The 18918-nt window shown below is 48.1% G+C and carries 12 protein-coding genes; 7 read left to right on the plus strand and 5 right to left on the minus strand.

Annotated features, from left to right (window positions below; translation table 11 throughout):
* Window positions 1–970 precede the first annotated feature (970 nt).
* The 3 genes from Q4Q52_RS15040 to Q4Q52_RS15050 all read left to right on the plus strand — a co-directional run bounded on the left by Q4Q52_RS15040 (window position 971) and on the right by Q4Q52_RS15050 (window position 4924).
* Window positions 971–1828: a pirin family protein gene (locus Q4Q52_RS15040; RefSeq protein ID WP_311990980.1), complete on the plus strand. Its 858-nt coding sequence runs from the start codon at window positions 971–973 to the stop codon at window positions 1826–1828.
* A gap of 333 nt (window positions 1829–2161) precedes the next feature.
* On the plus strand, window positions 2162–3538 hold the full coding sequence (gene dbpA / locus Q4Q52_RS15045; protein WP_011847678.1) for an ATP-dependent RNA helicase DbpA: 1377 nt from the start codon (window positions 2162–2164) through the stop codon (window positions 3536–3538).
* A 288-nt stretch (window positions 3539–3826) separates the two neighbouring features.
* Window positions 3827–4924, plus strand: coding sequence for a hypothetical protein (locus tag Q4Q52_RS15050; RefSeq protein ID WP_311990981.1), 1098 nt, complete (start codon window positions 3827–3829; stop codon window positions 4922–4924).
* 231 nt (window positions 4925–5155) lie between these two features.
* On the opposite strand, the gene Q4Q52_RS15055 is transcribed toward Q4Q52_RS15050, so the two are convergent.
* Window positions 5156–6703, minus strand: a complete 1548-nt coding sequence (locus Q4Q52_RS15055) for a DEAD/DEAH box helicase (protein ID WP_311990982.1) — start codon at window positions 6701–6703, stop codon at window positions 5156–5158.
* A 583-nt stretch (window positions 6704–7286) separates the two neighbouring features.
* On the opposite strand from Q4Q52_RS15055, the gene Q4Q52_RS15060 reads away from it, so the two are divergent.
* Window positions 7287–8333 (plus strand): DUF3626 domain-containing protein, encoded by a 1047-nt coding sequence (locus Q4Q52_RS15060; RefSeq protein WP_006085967.1) that lies wholly within the window; start codon window positions 7287–7289, stop codon window positions 8331–8333.
* Between the two features lie 112 nt (window positions 8334–8445).
* Here the strand turns inward: Q4Q52_RS15060 and Q4Q52_RS15065 are convergent, their stop codons facing one another.
* A complete protein-coding gene (locus Q4Q52_RS15065) occupies window positions 8446–8964 on the minus strand; it encodes a type II secretion system protein (protein WP_011847675.1) in 519 nt (172 codons plus the stop codon).
* A 280-nt stretch (window positions 8965–9244) separates the two neighbouring features.
* Between Q4Q52_RS15065 and cydD the strand changes: the two genes are divergently transcribed.
* The 3 genes from cydD to cyaB all read left to right on the plus strand — a co-directional run bounded on the left by cydD (window position 9245) and on the right by cyaB (window position 13608).
* A complete protein-coding gene (cydD, locus tag Q4Q52_RS15070) occupies window positions 9245–11179 on the plus strand; it encodes a heme ABC transporter permease/ATP-binding protein CydD (RefSeq protein ID WP_311990983.1) in 1935 nt (644 codons plus the stop codon).
* Entirely contained in the window at window positions 11176–12927 is a 1752-nt protein-coding gene (gene cydC / locus Q4Q52_RS15075) for a heme ABC transporter ATP-binding protein/permease CydC (RefSeq protein WP_311990984.1), read from the plus strand. Before cydD ends, cydC begins: the two co-directional genes overlap by 4 nt.
* A gap of 93 nt (window positions 12928–13020) precedes the next feature.
* Entirely contained in the window at window positions 13021–13608 is a 588-nt protein-coding gene (gene cyaB, locus Q4Q52_RS15080) for a class IV adenylate cyclase (RefSeq protein WP_006085963.1), read from the plus strand.
* Window positions 13609–13931: 323 nt separating this feature from the next.
* On the opposite strand, the gene Q4Q52_RS15085 is transcribed toward cyaB, so the two are convergent.
* From Q4Q52_RS15085 to putA, 3 genes are all read right to left on the minus strand, one after another.
* Window positions 13932–14108, minus strand: a complete 177-nt coding sequence (locus tag Q4Q52_RS15085; protein WP_006082937.1) for a helix-turn-helix domain-containing protein — start codon at window positions 14106–14108, stop codon at window positions 13932–13934.
* 93 nt (window positions 14109–14201) lie between these two features.
* Window positions 14202–14945 carry a DUF599 domain-containing protein gene (locus Q4Q52_RS15090; RefSeq protein WP_311990985.1) on the minus strand — a complete coding sequence of 248 codons (744 nt, stop codon included), beginning with the start codon at window positions 14943–14945 and terminating at the stop codon, window positions 14202–14204.
* Between the two features lie 270 nt (window positions 14946–15215).
* Entirely contained in the window at window positions 15216–18410 is a 3195-nt protein-coding gene (gene putA / locus Q4Q52_RS15095) for a bifunctional proline dehydrogenase/L-glutamate gamma-semialdehyde dehydrogenase PutA (protein WP_311990986.1), read from the minus strand.
* Window positions 18411–18918: the final 508 nt, after the last annotated feature.

An 18918-nucleotide genomic window follows, 5' to 3' on the forward strand; every position in this document is an offset into this window, starting at 1 on the left:
CCCTTACTTCGTGGGGGAGGCCCTGCCAACTCACCTCTAGCCTACGCCTCATATGATGTTCTTGTTCATCAGCTCGCAAATTTGCTAGCGGCTTCCTTCAGACCAATCCTCGCGGATAAGCCCTTGCCATTCGCTAGTAGTTAACGTTTAATAACAGCATGTTATTGAACGGTGACCTTCCTACAGAGGACTTTCACCTCATTAGTTCATGCCCATGCTGGGCGTACACAAAGCGTTTAAGAGGGATTCATGCCGCGTGGCATTTTTTGTAAGCGATGAGTTTTATGGTGAAGGTCGTCTGCGGAAAGTTGATTTAGGCGGCATTCACCCCTTAACGCGGCGTTACCCCATAGAAATATTAATCCGAAACCAACTGATTAGAGTAAAAAACCTAACGCGTTTTTGTCCAAAAGTATGTTGCGTATGTCTTGTAAATCTACAGATTACGCGAATGCTCGAAAGGTGCGCCATGGTGATTAGCGAGACGACCGTCCGCCCCATGGACGGGGCGGTCGAGCATCCAAGGACGGACTGGCTGCGAGTCGACGAGCGAATGCCATGGTAAGCCTGTACGAGTGGATATTCGTAAACGCTAAACTTCTAACAACTGAAATTACTGATCCCAAACACTACTTTCCAACGCATTTCTGTCCCAAAGCTTGCTGGGTATCTCCTTCATACAGACTGGTTACACTAGTGCCAAAAAGGTGAGCCATGGTGATTAGCGAGACGACCGTCCGCCCCATGGACTGTCTGTGAGTCGACGAGTAAATGCCATGGCAAACCTGTGTGAGTGGATATCAACTGCATACCGTTCTATTTTTTCGAATGTTTAGGTCGTGATTTCGCGTTATTCTTTTGTAAACTTCCTTGTTATTCTGCCTCCATCAGCAAAGCGTTTGCGTCTTGTGTTAGCCGTATGATCTTGGCGTTTCACGTATCGCTTTGCTCAACTGATAGGAGAGCAGCAATGAAAGTATTAAGTCAGTTTTCCGCCAAAGCCGCGATGGATGGCGATGGTGTCAATATTCGCCGTGTCGCCGATTTTGTGACGACTAAATTTGATCCTTTCTTGATGATCGACGAAATAAAATCCGATGATGAACAAGATTTTATTGGCGGCTTCCCTGCACATCCCCATCGCGGGATGGAGACCTTCACTTATATTCGTAAGGGCGGTTTTGAGCACCGTGACCAAATGGGCAATGTGAAGGCGATTCGTGCCGGCGATGTGCAGTGGATGAGTACCGGGTTCGGGGTAGTGCATTCTGAAATGCCACTTGCCGATGCTGTCGATGGTCTGCATGGATTCCAAATTTGGGTCAACATGCCCGCCAAAGACAAGCTGCGTCCAGCGAAGTATCAAGATACTGCGGGTAGCGCGAGCGTTGAAGCGACCAATAACACTGGCGCTAGCTTAAAAGCCTTAGCGGGTGATTGGGGCTTTAAAGATCAGCCACTGATTAGTGCGGCTATTCAAGGATTAGCGGGCGAAGCTGCCATTGCTGATTTGAGCCTAGCGCCAAATGCTGAGGCCACGCTTGATTTGTCTCAACACGAATTTGTCGCCTTGTACTTGTACCAAGGTGACTTAAGCAAGGGTGAAGATTCACAGTGGTTATACCATGAGGGCGAGTTTTTAGTGGTCGATAGCCAAAGTGTGCTTAAGCTTAAAGCCGATGAGCGCGGCGCTGGGATGTTACTGTTTGCGGGGAAACCTATCCGTGAAAAAATCGTCCAGATGGGTCCCTTTGTGATGAACACCCAAGCGGAAATTCAGCAGGCGATTCGCGATTATCAAGAAGGGCGTTTCGGCCACATCGCTTAATTTGTTAAATCTGCCGCGCTGAGCTAATTCTAAACCCAAACCTAAATCTAAGTTAGCCCTAAGCCCTGTATTCCTACAGGGCTTTTTTGTAGTTGTTTACGCCTGCTATGTCTATTGCTGAAGGACTTGAGGCAAAAGCCGCGCTTTGTTGCTACAATAGCCGTGCTTTTGGGTTGAGCGAGCCTAGCGCTTTATTCTTAACTCAAGCTAGCCTGAATCTTGATAGACCAGTTAAATCGATAAGTAACGCAATTTTAGTAACCTAGCAGCCGCTTCGTTACCCACCACAGGATATTCACCTTGAGCAACTCTGATACTAAGCCTAATCCATCAATGGCTTTTTCGACTCTTAAGCTAAAACCCGAACTGCTTGAGAACCTTTCTTCTATGGGCTACAACGAGATGACGCCAATTCAGGCGCAAAGTTTGCCACCCATTTTAGCGGGGCAGGATGTGATAGGTCAGGGTAAAACTGGCTCGGGTAAAACGGCCGCCTTCGGCTTAGGATTACTGAACAAGTTAGACGTTAAACGCTTTCGTATTCAAACTTTAGTATTATGCCCAACCCGCGAGTTGGCCGACCAAGTGGCGCAGGAAATCCGTACCCTTGCCCGTGGTATTCATAACGTTAAAGTACTGACACTTTGCGGCGGTGTGCCTATGGGGCCACAGGTTGGCTCGCTGGAACACGGTGCGCACATTATTGTGGGTACGCCGGGCCGTATCGTCGATCACTTAGATCGCAATCGCCTAGATTTAAGTAATCTCAACATGTTGGTGCTCGATGAAGCCGATCGCATGTTAGAAATGGGCTTCCAACCCGCCCTCGATGCGATTATCGAACAAGCCCCGCGTGAGCGTCAGACGTTGCTATTTAGCGCGACGTTCCCTGAGCAAATTCAATCGATTGCTAAGCAAATCATGTATGACCCAAGCATGGTTAAAGTTGAAGGTAATCACGACAGCTTGAGCATCGCCCAACATTTTTATCATTTAGACGATGACAAGGCGCGTATGCAAGCGCTGCAATTATTGTTGTTAGAACATAAGCCTGAAAGCGCAGTGGTGTTTTGTAACACGAAACGCGAAACTCAAAAAGTGGCCGATGAGCTTGAAGGTTTAGGCTTTAGCGTATTGGCTTTGCACGGTGATTTAGAGCAAAGAGACAGGGACGAAACCCTGCTGCAATTTGCTAATAAGAGTGCCTGTGTATTAGTGGCGACTGACGTTGCCGCCCGTGGTTTAGATATCGATGCGCTGGATGCCGTGTTTAACTATCACGTCGCCTACGACACCGAAGTGCACATTCACCGTATCGGTCGTACTGGCCGTGCGGGCAGTAAAGGCGCTGCTTATACCTTCTATAACGATCAAGACGGTTACAAGATTGCCTTGTTAGAAGAGTATTTAGAGCGCGAAATTACCAGCGAATCACTGCCATCTGAAAGCCTGCTCGGCAACACGCCTGCAGCGCCAACCATGATCACTTTGCAGATCGATGGCGGTAAGAAGGAGAAACTGCGTCCAGGGGATATCTTAGGCGCGCTGACGGGCGAAAACGGTATCGAAGGCTCACAGGTGGGTAAAATCCAAGTGACCGATTACCGCGCCTATGTGGCCGTTAATCGTAAGGTTGCCAAGAAAGCGCTGAACAAAATTACTGGCGGCCGCATTAAAGGTAAATCTTACCGCGCTTGGCCAATGAAGTAAGCTTGGCTTAGCTTGAGTTGAATCGTACCTCGATTTAATTCACTTCACCTTTAAAGGGAATAAACTCAGGTTTATTCCCTTTTTTGTTGGGTGTGATTAATGCAATGACTGAGTCTTTTTGTTTGGTAAATGCTAATTAAGGTGGGCAGTTAAGTAACACTTTGTATTCGCCTGCTTAATTAATATGCCCCTCAGCTTGCCTGTGGTAGAAGTGATTCTGAGTAAAAAATAAATGAGCAGATTAACGGCTTTGTCAGGTGATAAGGCGTGCATCGGTTTGGAGTATTTATGTTTCGAAGGACGATTTTACTAAGCATCTTTTTGAGCGCAGCGAGCGCTGCATCAATTCAACCAGAGTTGCAACCAGAGTCACAACCAGAGCGGCAATCAGAGTCTCAGCCAGCGTCGCAACCTTTACAGCACTACATTTACATTAATCATCGTGAGGCCAACGGAGAAAACATTCGTGCCGACAAGGCGCTGCGCGATCCTCGTTTTGGCGGTGCGCAGATTGTTTATACCTGGCGCAGTTTAGAGCCTAAGCAGGGCGAATATGATTTCAGCGCGATTAAGGCCGATATTGCGTATCTCGATTCGATAGGCAAAAAATTGTGGATCCAGCTGCAAGATAAATCTTTTACGCCGAGGTTTAACGTGCCTCAGTATTTACTTGATGATCCGATTTATCAAGGTGGTGCGTTGAAGCAAAGCATGCTGAGCGCGCCAGAGCGTGATCCTAATAAACCTGTGACGGATGACGAATATGGTTGGTCTGCCAAAATGTGGGAGCCTGCAGTACGTGCGCGTTATCAGCAATTGGTGCGTCAGCTAGGCCAAGAGTTTGATGGGAAAATCACTGGTATTAACTTTAGTGAAAGCTCAATTGAAGTGGGGACTGAAAACGCCGACGGAACAACGACCTTCCCCAGTGATTTTAATCCTAAAGACTATATCGATGCGATTGGCGAAAACATGCAGGTATTAGCTGAGTCATTTCAGCATTCAACCGCTATGGTGTATTTGAACTTTTTACCAGACGAATGGCTGCCATGGAATGACAAAGGCTATATGCGAGGCTTATTTGCGCAAGCCAAAGCGCTCAATATGGGCGTAGGTGGCCCAGATTTAATGCCATATCGTAAAGGCCATATGGGGCAGAGTTACGCCTTTATTAAAGAATATCCAGCGGCATTGGTGAAAGGCATGGCGGTGCAAGACGGTAATTTGCGGCAGATTAATCCCAAGACAGGTAAAAAGAATACTGTGCCTGATCTGCTGGATTTTGCACAAAACTACCTAGGGCTCGACTACATTTTTTGGGTTGAAGATGAACCCTATTTTACGGATGAAGTCCTACAGCAGTTGCCAGATGTTAAGGCGAATTAACTTAGGTTGCTGTTTAAAGTTTTTTTAAGGCAGTTGTTTAAAGTGGCGATTGTTCAAGCGAGTTATTGGTCAAAGTGTGGATAACGCGCTAAACGTATTGTGCAGCTTGTTGAATATATAAACAAAGACAAACAAAGACAAACAAAAACGCCCAATTCCATGCGGAGTTGGGCGTTTCTTTTTAGGGCTTAATGCGGCTAAATCGCCAAGCGAGTTAGCTCAGCGTGTGCATTAATCCTGTGAATTTCTTGGACGACTCGCACCGTTATTTGGGCGACGGGTATTTTTCTTTGGGCCATTGGCGTAAGGGTTCTCACCCGCTTGGCCACGATTTTCGCCAGAACCTGAACGGCTTTCACTTGGACGACTAGCGCCAGCGCTATTGGCACGGCCATCGTTTGAACGTGGCGGACGTGGTTTAGCTGAATCAGCACGAGGTGCGCTACTGGCTTCACCGCTGTGTCTTGGGTTCTTGTCGTTTGGCTTGTGGCCGCGCGCGACGTCACCGCTGCGTTGACCGTCTTTATGCTCGGCGCTTCTTGGGGCACCATCGCGTGAGCTAGGTTGGTTTGAGCTGCGAGTGTTTCTACGGCTGGGTACTGATTTACCGCTGCTTTTTCCGCCGCCACCTAAACGTGACTCAGGCAATACATGGTTAAAGCCTTCAACCATTTCTCGGTCTAATACGCGATTGATCAAACGCTCGATATCGTTCAGCAGTTTGATTTCTTCGTTGCTCACCAGTGACACGGCTTGACCCGATGCGCCAGCGCGGCCAGTACGGCCGATACGATGCACATAATCTTCAGGCACGTTTGGTAAGTCGAAGTTAACCACTTGTGGCAATTGGTCAATGTCCAAACCACGGGCGGCGATATCGGTCGCAACCAGTACGCGAGCTTGACCATTTTTAAAGTCGGCCAAAGCTTTAGTACGTGCGGTTTGGCTCTTGTTACCGTGGATAGCGGCGGCTTTAATGCCTGCATCTTCAAGGCTTTTCGCCAGACGGTTAGCGCCATGTTTAGTGCGCGAGAATACCAGCACTTGTTGCCAATCGTTTTGCTTGATGAGTTGGATCAACAGTGCCGATTTCTGGCTCTTATCGACTGGGCAAACCCATTGTTTTACTGTGGTCGCCGCCGCGTTACGTGGCGTGACCGAAATTTCGACCGGATTATTCACTAAGCCTTTTGCCAGCTCACGAATTTCATCGGAGAAGGTGGCTGAGAACATCAGGTTTTGGCGTTGCTTAGGTAAAATGGCCAGGATCTTACGGATATCGCGGATAAAGCCCATGTCGAGCATGCGATCGGCTTCATCTAATACTAAGATTTCAAGCTGGCTGAATTTCACCGCTTTTTGATTGTACAAATCCATCAATCGACCTGGTGTGGCGACTAATACGTCGACACCGTGGCGCAATTTCGCGATTTGTGGATTGATAGGCACGCCACCAAATATCACCGCTGAGCGCAGTGCTAAATTCTTACCATAGGTTTCAACACTTTCTGCAACCTGAGCCGCCAATTCGCGTGTCGGAGTTAACACTAATGCGCGCACTTGGCCTGCTTGGGCACGGTTACCTTTACTCAGGAGTTCGAGCATAGGTAGGGTGAAACCTGCTGTTTTACCTGTTCCTGTTTGGGCGGCCGCCATCACATCTTTGCCTTGAAGCACAGCTGGAATTGCTTGAGCTTGGATTGGCGAAGGTGTGTCGTAGCCTTGTTCGGCAACGGCTTTAAGTATCGGGGCCGATAAGCCCAGGGAGGTAAAACTCATAGATTGGTCTCTTGTGGCAACGCTTTGCTGCATTTATGGTCAATAGCCAGGTCTGCTGGCGGGCGTGCAGCTTACAGGATCGGGGGCCTAAGTGCCATCGAATAAAGACTTTTACAGCGGGTTTCATTCATATTGGCACATAAATCGCTTGTCAGCGGCTTTCACTCGGTCTCGCTTATCTTTTAGGCGCAAGTTTCCTCAGTCGAATTTGAGCTTATTGAGGGCGAATCTGCGTCCTACTAAGTGCCGTTTTGTATTGCTAGAGGCTTTGGGTCGCACTTTATACTGTTATTTTTGGGGGCGGTTGAGCTTAATGGATTCTTCAAATGTACAGAATGGCTATCAGGCTGATTCAATCAGCGAAACAGGCCAGTTAAAAGTTAACTCGTCGACTCTTTTTATCTAAAAATTAGAGTGAGTTAGCGGTAGATCACGCTAGATTAATTTGAGTGGTATAAACTCAAGACTATAGGAGTAGAATTTATCAATATCTATTCTCTGCATGCTTGCGATGACTCTCGTGTTTATTTTAGGATGAGCTAACGCGGGAAACGGTTAAACGCCTCTCATTTATAGGTGGACTATGACAGCGATACAGCATATTGAACGCCTTGCTCGAGGTCGCAGTGAACAGGCCGTCGCTGTGATTAAAAATGTGCAGCAGATGTCGAACATCCCCATGCATGAGATGCAACTCGCCCTCAAACAATTACTCAACTGCGGCCGAATTGCGCTGCATTTTCACCCCGATAGAATCGACAGCCGTGGTATGACAGTGGCCGAAGGTTTGCTGCGTGATGGTCAATACCGCAGTCAGTTTGAGACCCATATTTCCAACGGTCAGTTATCCCCTGAATTAGGCGGTCCACGGGATCACTGGGAAAATCAGCTATTTGGTGATGTATACAAGGGCACTAAATCTCGGCCTAAATATGGCGCACTCGATCTGGGCATGTGGCAGGACGGCCCCGCGCCGCGTTTTGGTAGCTGTTATTTGCTGACCCACGCCAGTGTGATGGCACGTTCAACCTTTTGTTATCTCGACTCCTACCGCAATCCGAAAGAGAAGGGCACGCTATCATGCTTCGATGATGTGTTAGCGGCGCTGCTGACCGAGAGTTTTGAGCGTCACTATGCCTTAGGCAAATCCGACTTTAAGCCACTGAATGTGATTCATTATTTGGGGCATCAGCTCAATGCTTCCTTGCTGTCACGTTTCGAGCGGCCGTTATCGAATAATCTCGATCATTATATCGAGGCGCAGATCCACGGTGATGTTTCCCTCGATGAAGATATCGCTATGCTGGTGGCCGATCCAAGTTTTAAAGGCACTGATATTGGCGCCAGCTTAAGCAAGATTTGCGACAGATATGATATCGAGCTGCAATATCATGATGGTTTTAGCTTACATACGGCGCAGATCCCAAGCGATTTTCGCGGGCCGACTATGCCATCGCTGGCCAATCGAATTGCCATAGAAGACAGAGTCGATGCCTATGCCATAGGTGTGGCAGCGCGGGATTTATATCATTCACCCCAGCATTGGCGCGAACGCGGTAACCGTGCTCAAGTCGCCCACGAACTTAAGTTACTCTGGCATGTGTTAGTGAAATACGGCGCAGTGCAGTGAGTGTTACGTTTTTAAAAAACGTTTGATTGTAAGATGTGGCACTAACAAAAACAGCGAGATAACCTCAGGTTAGCTCGCTGTTTTTCTATTATATTTCAGCTTTAAGGTCGTTCTAGCAACCTGTGTCGACCTTGTTATAGGTGGGGATTCCCGTCGTTTCCCACTTGTAGTCGATATAGCAATTTGTCGCTTCGACTTGCGCTTGAGTCGGCGTGTCAAGGTTCAGTTTTTGCTTCGGTGTGGCAATGACTTGGTAGGTACCGCCAGTAGTATGGATTCGATAGGACCATTCATCGACATTGAGCCCAGCAGCCTTAAAAATCTCTGGCGGCGTAGTATAAGCGGCGCTTGGTGCTGTACCGCTGGCACTGGCTGCCCAAGGTTGGTAGTTTTCGCCACGGATCCCGTCGTAAACGACTCGATTGGTGGTGCCGCTGTTAGCAATTTCCGACTTAGCTTTGAATAGGGTGACGGCGGATTTCATCGAAGCCTGTGCACCTGAAAGCTGACTCTTATAGGCATCTGATTGTATATTAATGAATTTAGGTGCAGCAACTACAGCTAATACTCCTAGAATAATAATGACCACAACGAGTTCAATCAGGGTAAAACCGGCATTTTTATTTGGCATAGGTAGGGGATAATTAATACAAAGAGGTTCATGCTACCTAAGTTTCCCCAAACAGGCTAGTGCTAGGGAAAGTTCCGTTAACTCAGGGATTTGTTTATCTTTAGCTCGTTTTTGTGAGTCTGCTAGCAAAAGTCTGTAATAGGGTTTCATCTGCTTTAGATGCCTGCGATACTGCGTCCCTATCGGAACTTTTTAGCTGTTGCAAGCCCCCTTAAACTGAGTAGTTATCGATAGCCGATCCCCGCTACGAGTCGCTTAATTGTTTTCTTGTTGGAGCACCATGGATAAGTCGTTAGAAAAATCCCTTCTTGTTTGGCTTAAAGCCCAGAAAAAAGCCTGTGGTTTGTTCCTTAAATTGTCGTTATGGCTTGGGATGATAAGCGCCGTCGCTATGGTGGCGCAGGCTTATATTATCGCGACGATCCTGGATGGCGTGATCATGGGGCAGCAAGTCGTACCGCTAACTGACAATGCCCAAATGGTCAGTTCCAGCGTGAGTATTGATACCTATACTCCTCATTTGATTGCGTTAATCGCCTTGATGTTACTGCGCGCCTTGCTGGCTTATGGTCGTGAACGTGCCAGTTTTGAGGCGGGTAAGCGTCTACGTGGTCATATTCGCGCGGCAGTGATGGATAAGTTGACTAAGCTAGGTCCGGCGTTTATTAAAGGTAAACCCGCAGGCAGTTGGGCCAGTATAGTGTTAGAGCAAGTCGAAGATTTACAAGACTTTTATGCCAGATACCTCCCACAAATCAGCCTTGCTGGTTTTATTCCCATCCTCATCTTAGCGGCGGTTTTCCCGATTAACTGGGCGGCAGGATTAATTCTGTTACTCACAGCGCCGTTAATCCCTATGTTTATGATCTTAGTTGGCATGGGCGCTGCCGATGCCAATCGCAAAAATTTCAGTGCGCTTGCAAGATTAAGCGGCCACTTTATGGATAGATTAAAAGGCTTAAGCACCTTGAAACTCTTCCACCGTGGTGATGCTGAGCTAAAGGTAATCGCCACTGCTTCGGAAGAGTTCCGTAGTCGCACTATGTCGGTACTGCGCATGGCTTTTTTAAGCTCGGCGGTATTAGAGTTTTTTGCGGCGGTTTCGATTGCTGTGCTGGCGGTTTATTTTGGTTTCAGTTACTTAGGTCACTTAGATTTTGGCTACTATGGCGCGCATGCCAATATCAGCTCAAGTACAGATCCTCAAATAGTCGGTATTCCATTTAGCCTGTTTACTGGGCTGTTTATTCTGATTTTAGCCCCTGAGTTTTATCAACCGCTGCGGGATATGGGTACTCATTACCACGCTAAGGCGCAGGCCGTCGGCGCCGCGGAAGCCTTGATTACCTTGCTCGAACATCCTGAACCTGAGTTTGTCGGCCAAGTGCGTATAAATAGCATAGAAACCCTGAGTGCTGATCATCTTGAAGTGTTTAGTGTTGATGGCACGCGTTTACTCGGCCCGCTGAGTTTTGAATTAAAAGACAATCAACGTTTAGCCTTAGTTGGCCCAAGCGGCGCGGGGAAAACCAGTTTACTCAATGCCTTATTGGGATTTTTACCCTATAAGGGGCATTTGCTGATCAATGGCCATGAGTTATCCGCACTAGATTTAGCCCATTGGCGACAGCATTTAGCTTGGCTGGGACAGGAACCGCAGTTATTCCACGGCACAGTGCGGGATAACGTTGCCTTAGCCGACCCAACTTTGCCCGACGATAGACTGTGGCACTTGCTCGCAGAGGCCAATATCAGCGACTTCGTTAAGGCGCAGCCACTGGGATTAGATGCGCCGGTCGGTGAGCAATCTTCCGGTTTATCCGTCGGCCAAGCCCAGCGTATTGCTTTGGCCAGGGCGCTTGGGCAAAAGGCGAGTTTGTTTGTCCTCGATGAGCCTACGGCCAGTTTAGATAGTCAGAGTGAGCAGGCGGTGAGTTCTGCGTTAAATCGGGCCATGACGGGTAAGATGTGCATTATGGTGACCCACAGATTAGATCAGTTAGATCAAATGGATACTATTCTTGTGCTCGATAAAGGCTTGATAGTACAGCGGGGCGACTTTACCTCTTTGTCTAACACGCACGGCTTATTCCAAACCTTACTGCGTGAGAATATTGAGTCCGTGGCGGATATTGAACTTGTACCGTTATCGGTCAGCGGCAGTGATACTCCACTCGACAGTGCCGCCGAGCCCACTAAAGGAAAGGCCCAATGAAAGTGCTAATCCCCTTTATTCGATTGTTCTCGCGCCAGTGGCTGATGATGTCCGTGGGCTTGCTGCTGACCATTATTACCTTGATGGCAGGTATAGGTTTACTGTCACTTTCGGGCTGGTTTCTTTCTGCTACCGCGGTCGCGGGTTTGACGATAGTCACGGCCCAGTCCTTTAACTTTTTCACTCCTGCTGGCGGCGTGCGTTTTTTATCCATTGCCCGTACTGCCAGTCGCTATGGCGAGCGTTTAGCGACCCATGAGGCGACCTTTAAGCTGCTGACAGAGCTTCGCGTTTGGGCGTGGCGTAAACTCTTGCCGCTCAGTGCTAAAAATCTGCAGGGGCTACGCCGTGGCGACATGCTTAATCGCTTAGTTGCCGATATCGATACCCTAGATCATCTATATCTGCGACTGCTCACGCCTATGGCGGCATCACTGCTGATGACTGGGCTCTTGTATCTATTTCTCGCATGGTTCGATGCCAAACTTGCCCTCAGTCTTTGCCTGTTTTTAGTCGCCATTTGGCTGGTGATGCCACTGTTATTTTATCGCCTTGGACACGCGCCGAGCCGGACCATGCTCGAAACCAAGCGTCATTATCGGGTGCAATTATTGGATATGTTGCAAGGCCAAGCCGAACTCAGCCTATTTGGCGCCAACGACAGATTCAGGCAAAAACTGAATGATGCGCAGACAGAGCTGTTTCGCAGCCAAAGTGCGATGGCCAATATCACAGCGCTCAGCCAAGCCATGTTGATCCTCTCCACTGGCTCAGCCTTGATCATGATGCTGTATTTAGCCGCTCAAGGCGTGGGTGATGCCGTGCCGCCGGGCCCCATGTTTGCGCTTATGGTGTTTGCCACTATGGCCTGCGTTGAGATGATGATGCCGATTGCGGGCGCGTTTCAGCATTTGTCTGGCTGCGTATTGGCGGCGACACGGATTAATGAAATCACTGAACAAGAGGCCGATATTCAATTTGTTGCCGATACTGGCCTGAGGGCAAAATCTGGCGCATTGCAGATTGAAGATATCCACTTTGGTTATCGAGACGATCAATACGTGCTGCAAGGTTTGTCCCTTGAGATAAAAGCGGGGCAAAAAGTCGCGTTACTTGGGCCAACGGGTTGCGGTAAGTCGAGTTTACTGGCGCTGATTACCCGCGAATGGCAAGCGCAGCAAGGGCACATCAAGCTCGATGGTCTTCCTCTTTCAGATTACAGCGAGCGCGGCCTTAGGGATGCGATAACTGTGATTAGCCAACGCATCTATCTGTTTGCGGGCACTTTGCGGGAAAATTTAGTATTAGCGCTACCTGTTATCGAAGACGAGAAACGCACGGCCCACGACGCGCGCTTGATTGATGTGTTACAGCGGGTTGGACTTGGCGCTTTACTCACGGGAGATAAACCGCTGGATAGGTGGATTGGTGAAGGTGGACGTCAGCTTTCGGGTGGCGAGCAGCGCCGAATTGGTGTTGCAAGAGCGCTGCTGCGTGATGCGCCGCTGCTATTGCTCGATGAGCCAACCGAAGGGCTTGATAAGCGCACCGAACGAGAGATTTTAAGTTTACTGTTTGAATTTGCTCAGGATAAAACCTTGCTGATGATTAGCCATCGTTTAACTGCTATGGCGAAGATGGATCACATTCATCTACTCGGTCAGGGTAAGATTATTGCGTCTGGCACTCACCAGAGCTTAATTGAAGACAGTGCAGATTATCAGGCCTTATACCAAAGACTCGCTTAAGCCTCCTGTATTCAAGCCTTTAACGCTCAAACCTTTGACGTTCAATATGATGAATAGCGATATATTTTACCCATTAAAAGCGGATATAAATCGATGAACCCTGCGATGCCAGAAGCGTTAGCCCCACAAATCAATGCCCATTTTAATGGTAAATTTGAGGTCGAGCTTAAATATCGCTTATTGGATCGCCACGCTTTTTTCGCTGCCTTGCAGATGAGAAATCCTGAGATCATGCTCGAAGATAATCTTGAGCATGACTGTTACTTTGATCTGCCATCACAATCACTTAAAGTCGAGCACAAGAGTTTGTGTATCCGTGAGATGCAGCCATCGGGGATTATGTTGTGGATAGTGAAAGGACCGGAAAAAGACCGCTGTGAAGCCGTTAATATCACAGAAGCGACCAAGGCAAAGAGTATGTTGCATACCTTAGGTTATGAGTGCGTACTGGAAATTAAAAAGCGCCGCAGTATCTATTTTCTCGGTGAATTTCATCTAACAATCGATCATCTCGAAGGCTTAGGGGATTTTGCCGAGCTTGCGATTATGACTAACGATGAAACCTTGTTGCCTAAGTATGAAGCGCAATTACAACAACTCGCCGCCGATTTGGGTTTAAGTGAAACGCAGCGGGAGTTGTTATCCTATCGGCAGTTGCAGCAGGCTTTAAATGATCAGTGATGGTTCAATCTTGTTGGATTAAAAGCTTAAAGTTCATGGCTTAACGTTTAATAGCTTAAAGTTTAGCGGTGTAAGTTTAATGGCCGGATGCTAAATCTGGCTAAGCAATCTCTCGCAACAAACCGCTATGGCTAAGTTCAAATCCCTTTGAGCGTCACTGTCCATATCGCATTCAAGGTTTGTTTTAACTCGCTATCGACGACTTAAACTTAAGCCTTGTGTTTAAACTTAAGCATCGCATTTACATTCAAGCCACTTTCACAAACTCAAACGATTAAGCAGCGGTTACCCCGCTTTATTTGCCGTTAATTGCCAAATGCGTTTTAGCCTAAGCGTTGTGAAAAGGCGAGATAGCGTTTCACTTCCGCTTCAGGAAATTTCAATTCGTCACCATCTTGAACACTCGAGAGTAAATTCTCCCGAGCGAAACGTTTGATGGTCGCAGGTGTTTTATCTAACATTTTGCACACTTCATCTAAGGTTAATAAGTTATCGCTCATAGCACTCTCCCAGTATTTCAATAGAAACATAACCCAAAGAGTATAGAACAATAATTTCAACCAAGATGATACCTGCGACCTAAACCGCTAAGGTTATGATTCTATTTTATGGTTGCGTGCCGTTTCCCGCACTTGACTCTCTATTTGCAGATGCCCTTTTGCCGCTGTGATCGCCAGAACTGCGCGGGACTTAAACTCGCGGCGATATAAGGTTGCGACCACAAATAAGCTCGCCGAGATAAAGAGTATCGGGTGTACAAACCAGCACAATACTGCCATCGAAAAGTAATAGGCGCGTAAGCCATAGTTATAGGAGTGCGCCGCTTGATCTTGTACCGTCGCCATCTGTCTTGCGTAGGCTTTGAGATTGTCGTTCGAGCCATCGCTGTCTAAAGGACCCGCGCCTATCATCACGTTCACAAAACCGTATTGGCGCATCGACCAAGTAAACTGGAAGAAGGCCATCACAAAAATACTGACTAGCAAGGCGAGCTTGACTTGCACCAGCGCATGATTCGGTGGTGTGGCGAAGGGAATCGTCGCAATAACACTTTCTAGTCGTTCAACTTGCGCAAATAAGGTCAGTACACCCGCGAGCACGAACAGCGTGGTCGAGGCAAAAAAGGCAATATTGCGCTCAAGGTTGGCCAGCAGCGCCGCATCACCCACGCGCACGCCGCGGGTCATCACCTCAAGCATCCAGTAAATTCTATGCTTATGCAGACCACGGGCAATACAGTCGGTATCTTTCGCCTTACGACGGGCAAAGGCGGTATAGCCAGCCCAAGAAACGATAAACCACGCCAATGCAGAAATATCTAACAGCGAAAATGTCATAGCCACCTTATTTTAAAGTCAAAAGTAGAAGTCAAAACCATCAAGCTCAATTACTGTGTGATTATGAGGGCTTTTATCAGCCGTACGCAATCCCCCGCAAGTGCTTTGAAATCACAAGGATTAAAAATTTGAGCTAGCTCGCACTCGTTCGATATTAAAGGCTAGATATTTCATCCTGAGGTTTAGGAATACATCTTTGTGAGAGATAAACCGCAGCCAATAAAAAAGCCAGACTTAGTCTGGCTTTTTTATGTTTACTGGCGAGCGATATTATTCTTCGCCATCACCCAAAGACAGTAACGTCGCGTTACCACCGATGGCGGTGATATTGTTAGTGCGAGTCTTTTCAGTCACGAAGCGAGTTAAGTAGTGTGGGCCGCCGGCTTTTGGACCTGTGCCTGACAGACCTTGACCGCCGAAAGGCTGAACGCCAACCACTGCGCCGATTTGGTTACGGTTGATGTACACGTTACCTACGTTCACTTTATCCGCGACTTCGAGGGCATGGCCTTCGTTACGGCTGTGGATACCTAAGGTTAAACCAAAGCCTGTGCTGTTGATTTCATTGATCACGTGGGCAAGTTCAGATGCCTTGTAGCGGATAATGTGCAGGATTGGGCCAAAGTGTTCTTTCTCAAGCACTTTAATCGAATCGATTTCAACCGCAGTGGGCGAAACGAAGTGACCGTTCTCTGTACCAGCAGGCAACGGCATTTGCTTGATAAGCTTGCCGACTTGCTTGATATGGTCGATGTGCGCATCTAAGTTGGCTTTGGCGGTGGCGTCAATCACTGGGCCTACGTCAGTTTTCACTGAGCTTGGGTTGCCAATCACTAACTCATCCATCGCGCCTTGCAGCACTTCGATCACGCGATCGGCAATGTCTTCTTGGAGGAAGAGTACACGCAGCGCCGAGCAACGTTGACCTGCGCTAGTGAATGACGATGAAACCACATCGTTAACCACTTGCTCAGGTTGTGAGGTTGAGTCCACCACCATGGCATTTTGACCGCCAGTTTCGGCGATTAATGGAATAATCGCGCCATCACGGTTAGCCAGTGTACGGTTAATCAGTTTTGCCGTGCCAGTTGAACCGGTAAAGCACACACCACCGATACGTTCATCGGCCGTAATTGCGCTACCCACAGTCGCACCTGTACCCGGTAGGAATTGCAGCACCTCGACAGGAATACCTGCTTGGTGAGCGAGTTGCACTGCACGGTAACCAATAATCGAGGTTTGCTCCGCGGGTTTTGCGATAACTGTGTTACCCGCCGCTAATGCCGCTGACACTTGACCTAAGAAGATAGCCAGTGGGAAGTTCCACGGGCTAATACACACGAATACGCCGCGACCTTGGAGGAACAGTTCGTTCAGCTCTCCCGTTGGGCCAGGAAGCAGTTCAGGCTTCGCCATCATTTTCTTGGCTTGTACTGCGTAGTAACGACAGAAATCAACGGCTTCACGGACTTCGTCGATACCGTCTTGAATGCTCTTGCCCGCTTCACGGGTACAGAGGGCGATCAATTCTTCGCGGTTTTCTTCTAATAAATCCGCTAGCTTTTGCAGTGCTGATGCGCGGGTTTCAACTGGCGTACGTGCCCATGAGGCAAACGCCGCTTCAGCAGACGCGAGTGCTTGTTCTATGGCCGCATCATCGGCAAAGGCCACTTGACCCACGGTTTGGGTGGTGTCGTATGGGCTGACTATGGTTTTGTGCTCACCGGTTAAGGTTTTGCCGTTAACCAGAGGGCCCGCTTGCCATTGGGTATTTTTAAACTGTTCTATTGCCGCGAAAAATGGCTCAGATTCGGAAATGATGTTCATATTGAGTCCCTTGGAATTTTTGCGATCACTACCGAAAATATCGGCAGGTAAAACGATTCTATTGTTAGCCAGGGTTTTATAGCCCGTCAGCGTTTTTAGCGGATGCACCACTAATGACTCGATGGGGGTTTTAGGATCAACGAGCTTGTGGACGAACGAAGTGTTGGCCCCGTTTTCCAGCAGACGACGCACTAAGTAGGGCAGTAGATCCTTATGGGCACCGATGGGCGCATAAATACGTACCGATTTGGCGCCAGCTTCCGACAAAATCGTGTCGTACAGCTCTTGTCCCATGCCGTGTAAGCGTTGGAACTCATGGTGACGATCGCCCGCCATATCTGAAATCGCCGCAACGGTTTGCGCATTGTGGCTAGCAAATTGTGGGTAGATAGCGCCGCGAGTCGCATCCGATAATAAGTAGCGGGCGCAGGCGAGGTAAGAAACGTCAGTACCGGCTTTGCGAGTGTAAAGTGGGTAAGCGGCTTCGCCAGCTTGTTGGGCCCATTTCAGTTCGCTATCCCAATAGGCGCCTTTTACCAGACGTAATGGAATTTCATCTCCTTGCTCTTTCGCAAGGCGAGTTAACCAAACCAGTACGGGCAGGGCACGCTTAGAGTAAGCTTGGACCACAATGCCGAGTAATCCCCAGCCTTTTGCTGCATCTGAATTAAACAGTTTTTGGAACAGTTTCAGTGACAACTCGAGGCGATCGACTTCTTCAGCATCGATAGAAATACCGATATTTAAGCCGCGAGCCAGTTTTATCAGGCGGATAACTGTGTCGTACAGTTCAGTTAAAACGCGGTCTTCATTGGCCACTTCGTAACGTGGGTGCAATGCCGATAGCTTGATTGAGATCGTTGGGCGCGGTGATTCATTTTCGTTATAGCTTTGAGCACCGAGCTCGGTTATCGCATTGGCGTAATCGGTATAGTATTTTTCGGCATCTTTGCGCGTTAACGCCGCTTCACCCAGCATGTCGTAGGAATGGGTATAGCCTAACTTACGCTTGTCTTCGCTGTTCTTCAGGGCTTCTTTCATGTTGCGGCCCAGTACGAACTGCTTACCCATGATCTTCATCGCGGCCATCATGGCTTGGCGGATTACTGGCTCGCCGAGACGATTAACTAAGCGGCTCAGTAAGTTGCTTGGGGTGCCATCGATTTTTTTATCGAGTTTAACAATCTTACCTGTGAGCATTAAGCCCCAGGTCGATGCGTTAACGAGTACAGAGTCACTCTTGCTCATGTGCTCATCCCACTTAGCGCCTGAAAGCTTATCTTCAATCAGTGCATCGGCAGTGGCCGCATCGGGAATACGCAGCAGCGCTTCGGCTAAACACATCAGGATAATGCCTTCCTGTGTTTCTAAGCTGTACTGTTGCAAGAAGGCATCAATGCCGACCATCAACCCTTTTTTATCGAATTGACGAACCTTGTTAACCAGTTCGTGGGCACGACGAGTGACGCGCTCTATGGCTTCATCACTGGAGGGAACTAGTTGGATCAACTCTGACAAGTATTGTTCTTCATCGACAATGTAGTTGTCGCTGATCGCTTTGAACAGTTCGTCGAGATTGGCAGAATCGTAGCGGCCTGCCAGCACTTCACTCGCTTTGAACATAGTTATCGCTTCCATCTTGGCCGTTATTGGGGCGCTATTGTTGAAACAAATTGGGAGGCGCCAAACGCATTTGATATTTTGTATACAATATGAAGGTTTGCGCGCGCAGATTATACAACCAAAATGTGACGGACAACACTATAGCGTGAAAGATTGTGAAGCTTGTTTGATTGGCTTGTTAATAATACCAATCGTATTAAATATCTGTTCATTCAGCGGGAGTTCAACGCGCTTTAGACAAGGCGAAGGCTTGAAGGCATAGTGGTGCTCTGTCGAAAGCCTTAAACGCAGTATAAAGCGCGTTGAAACCCGCCCTTCGGGAGCCTCACAGGCATCCCACTCCCGTGTTGCATTGACTTAAAAGGGAATGACCATTTCTGCGTCAATGCGCCTTGGATTGAGATGCCTGTGAGGCTCTGAACTGATTAGATATTTAAGGTGATTGGTATAAGTCGATGTAACGCTTGATTGACAAAAAAGCCAGTGTTTGAAAACACTGGCTTTTGGAAGGTAAATGAAGACT

It is taken from the genome of Shewanella sp. SP1S2-4 (assembly GCF_031932075.1).
GTDB lineage: Bacteria > Pseudomonadota > Gammaproteobacteria > Enterobacterales > Shewanellaceae > Shewanella > Shewanella baltica.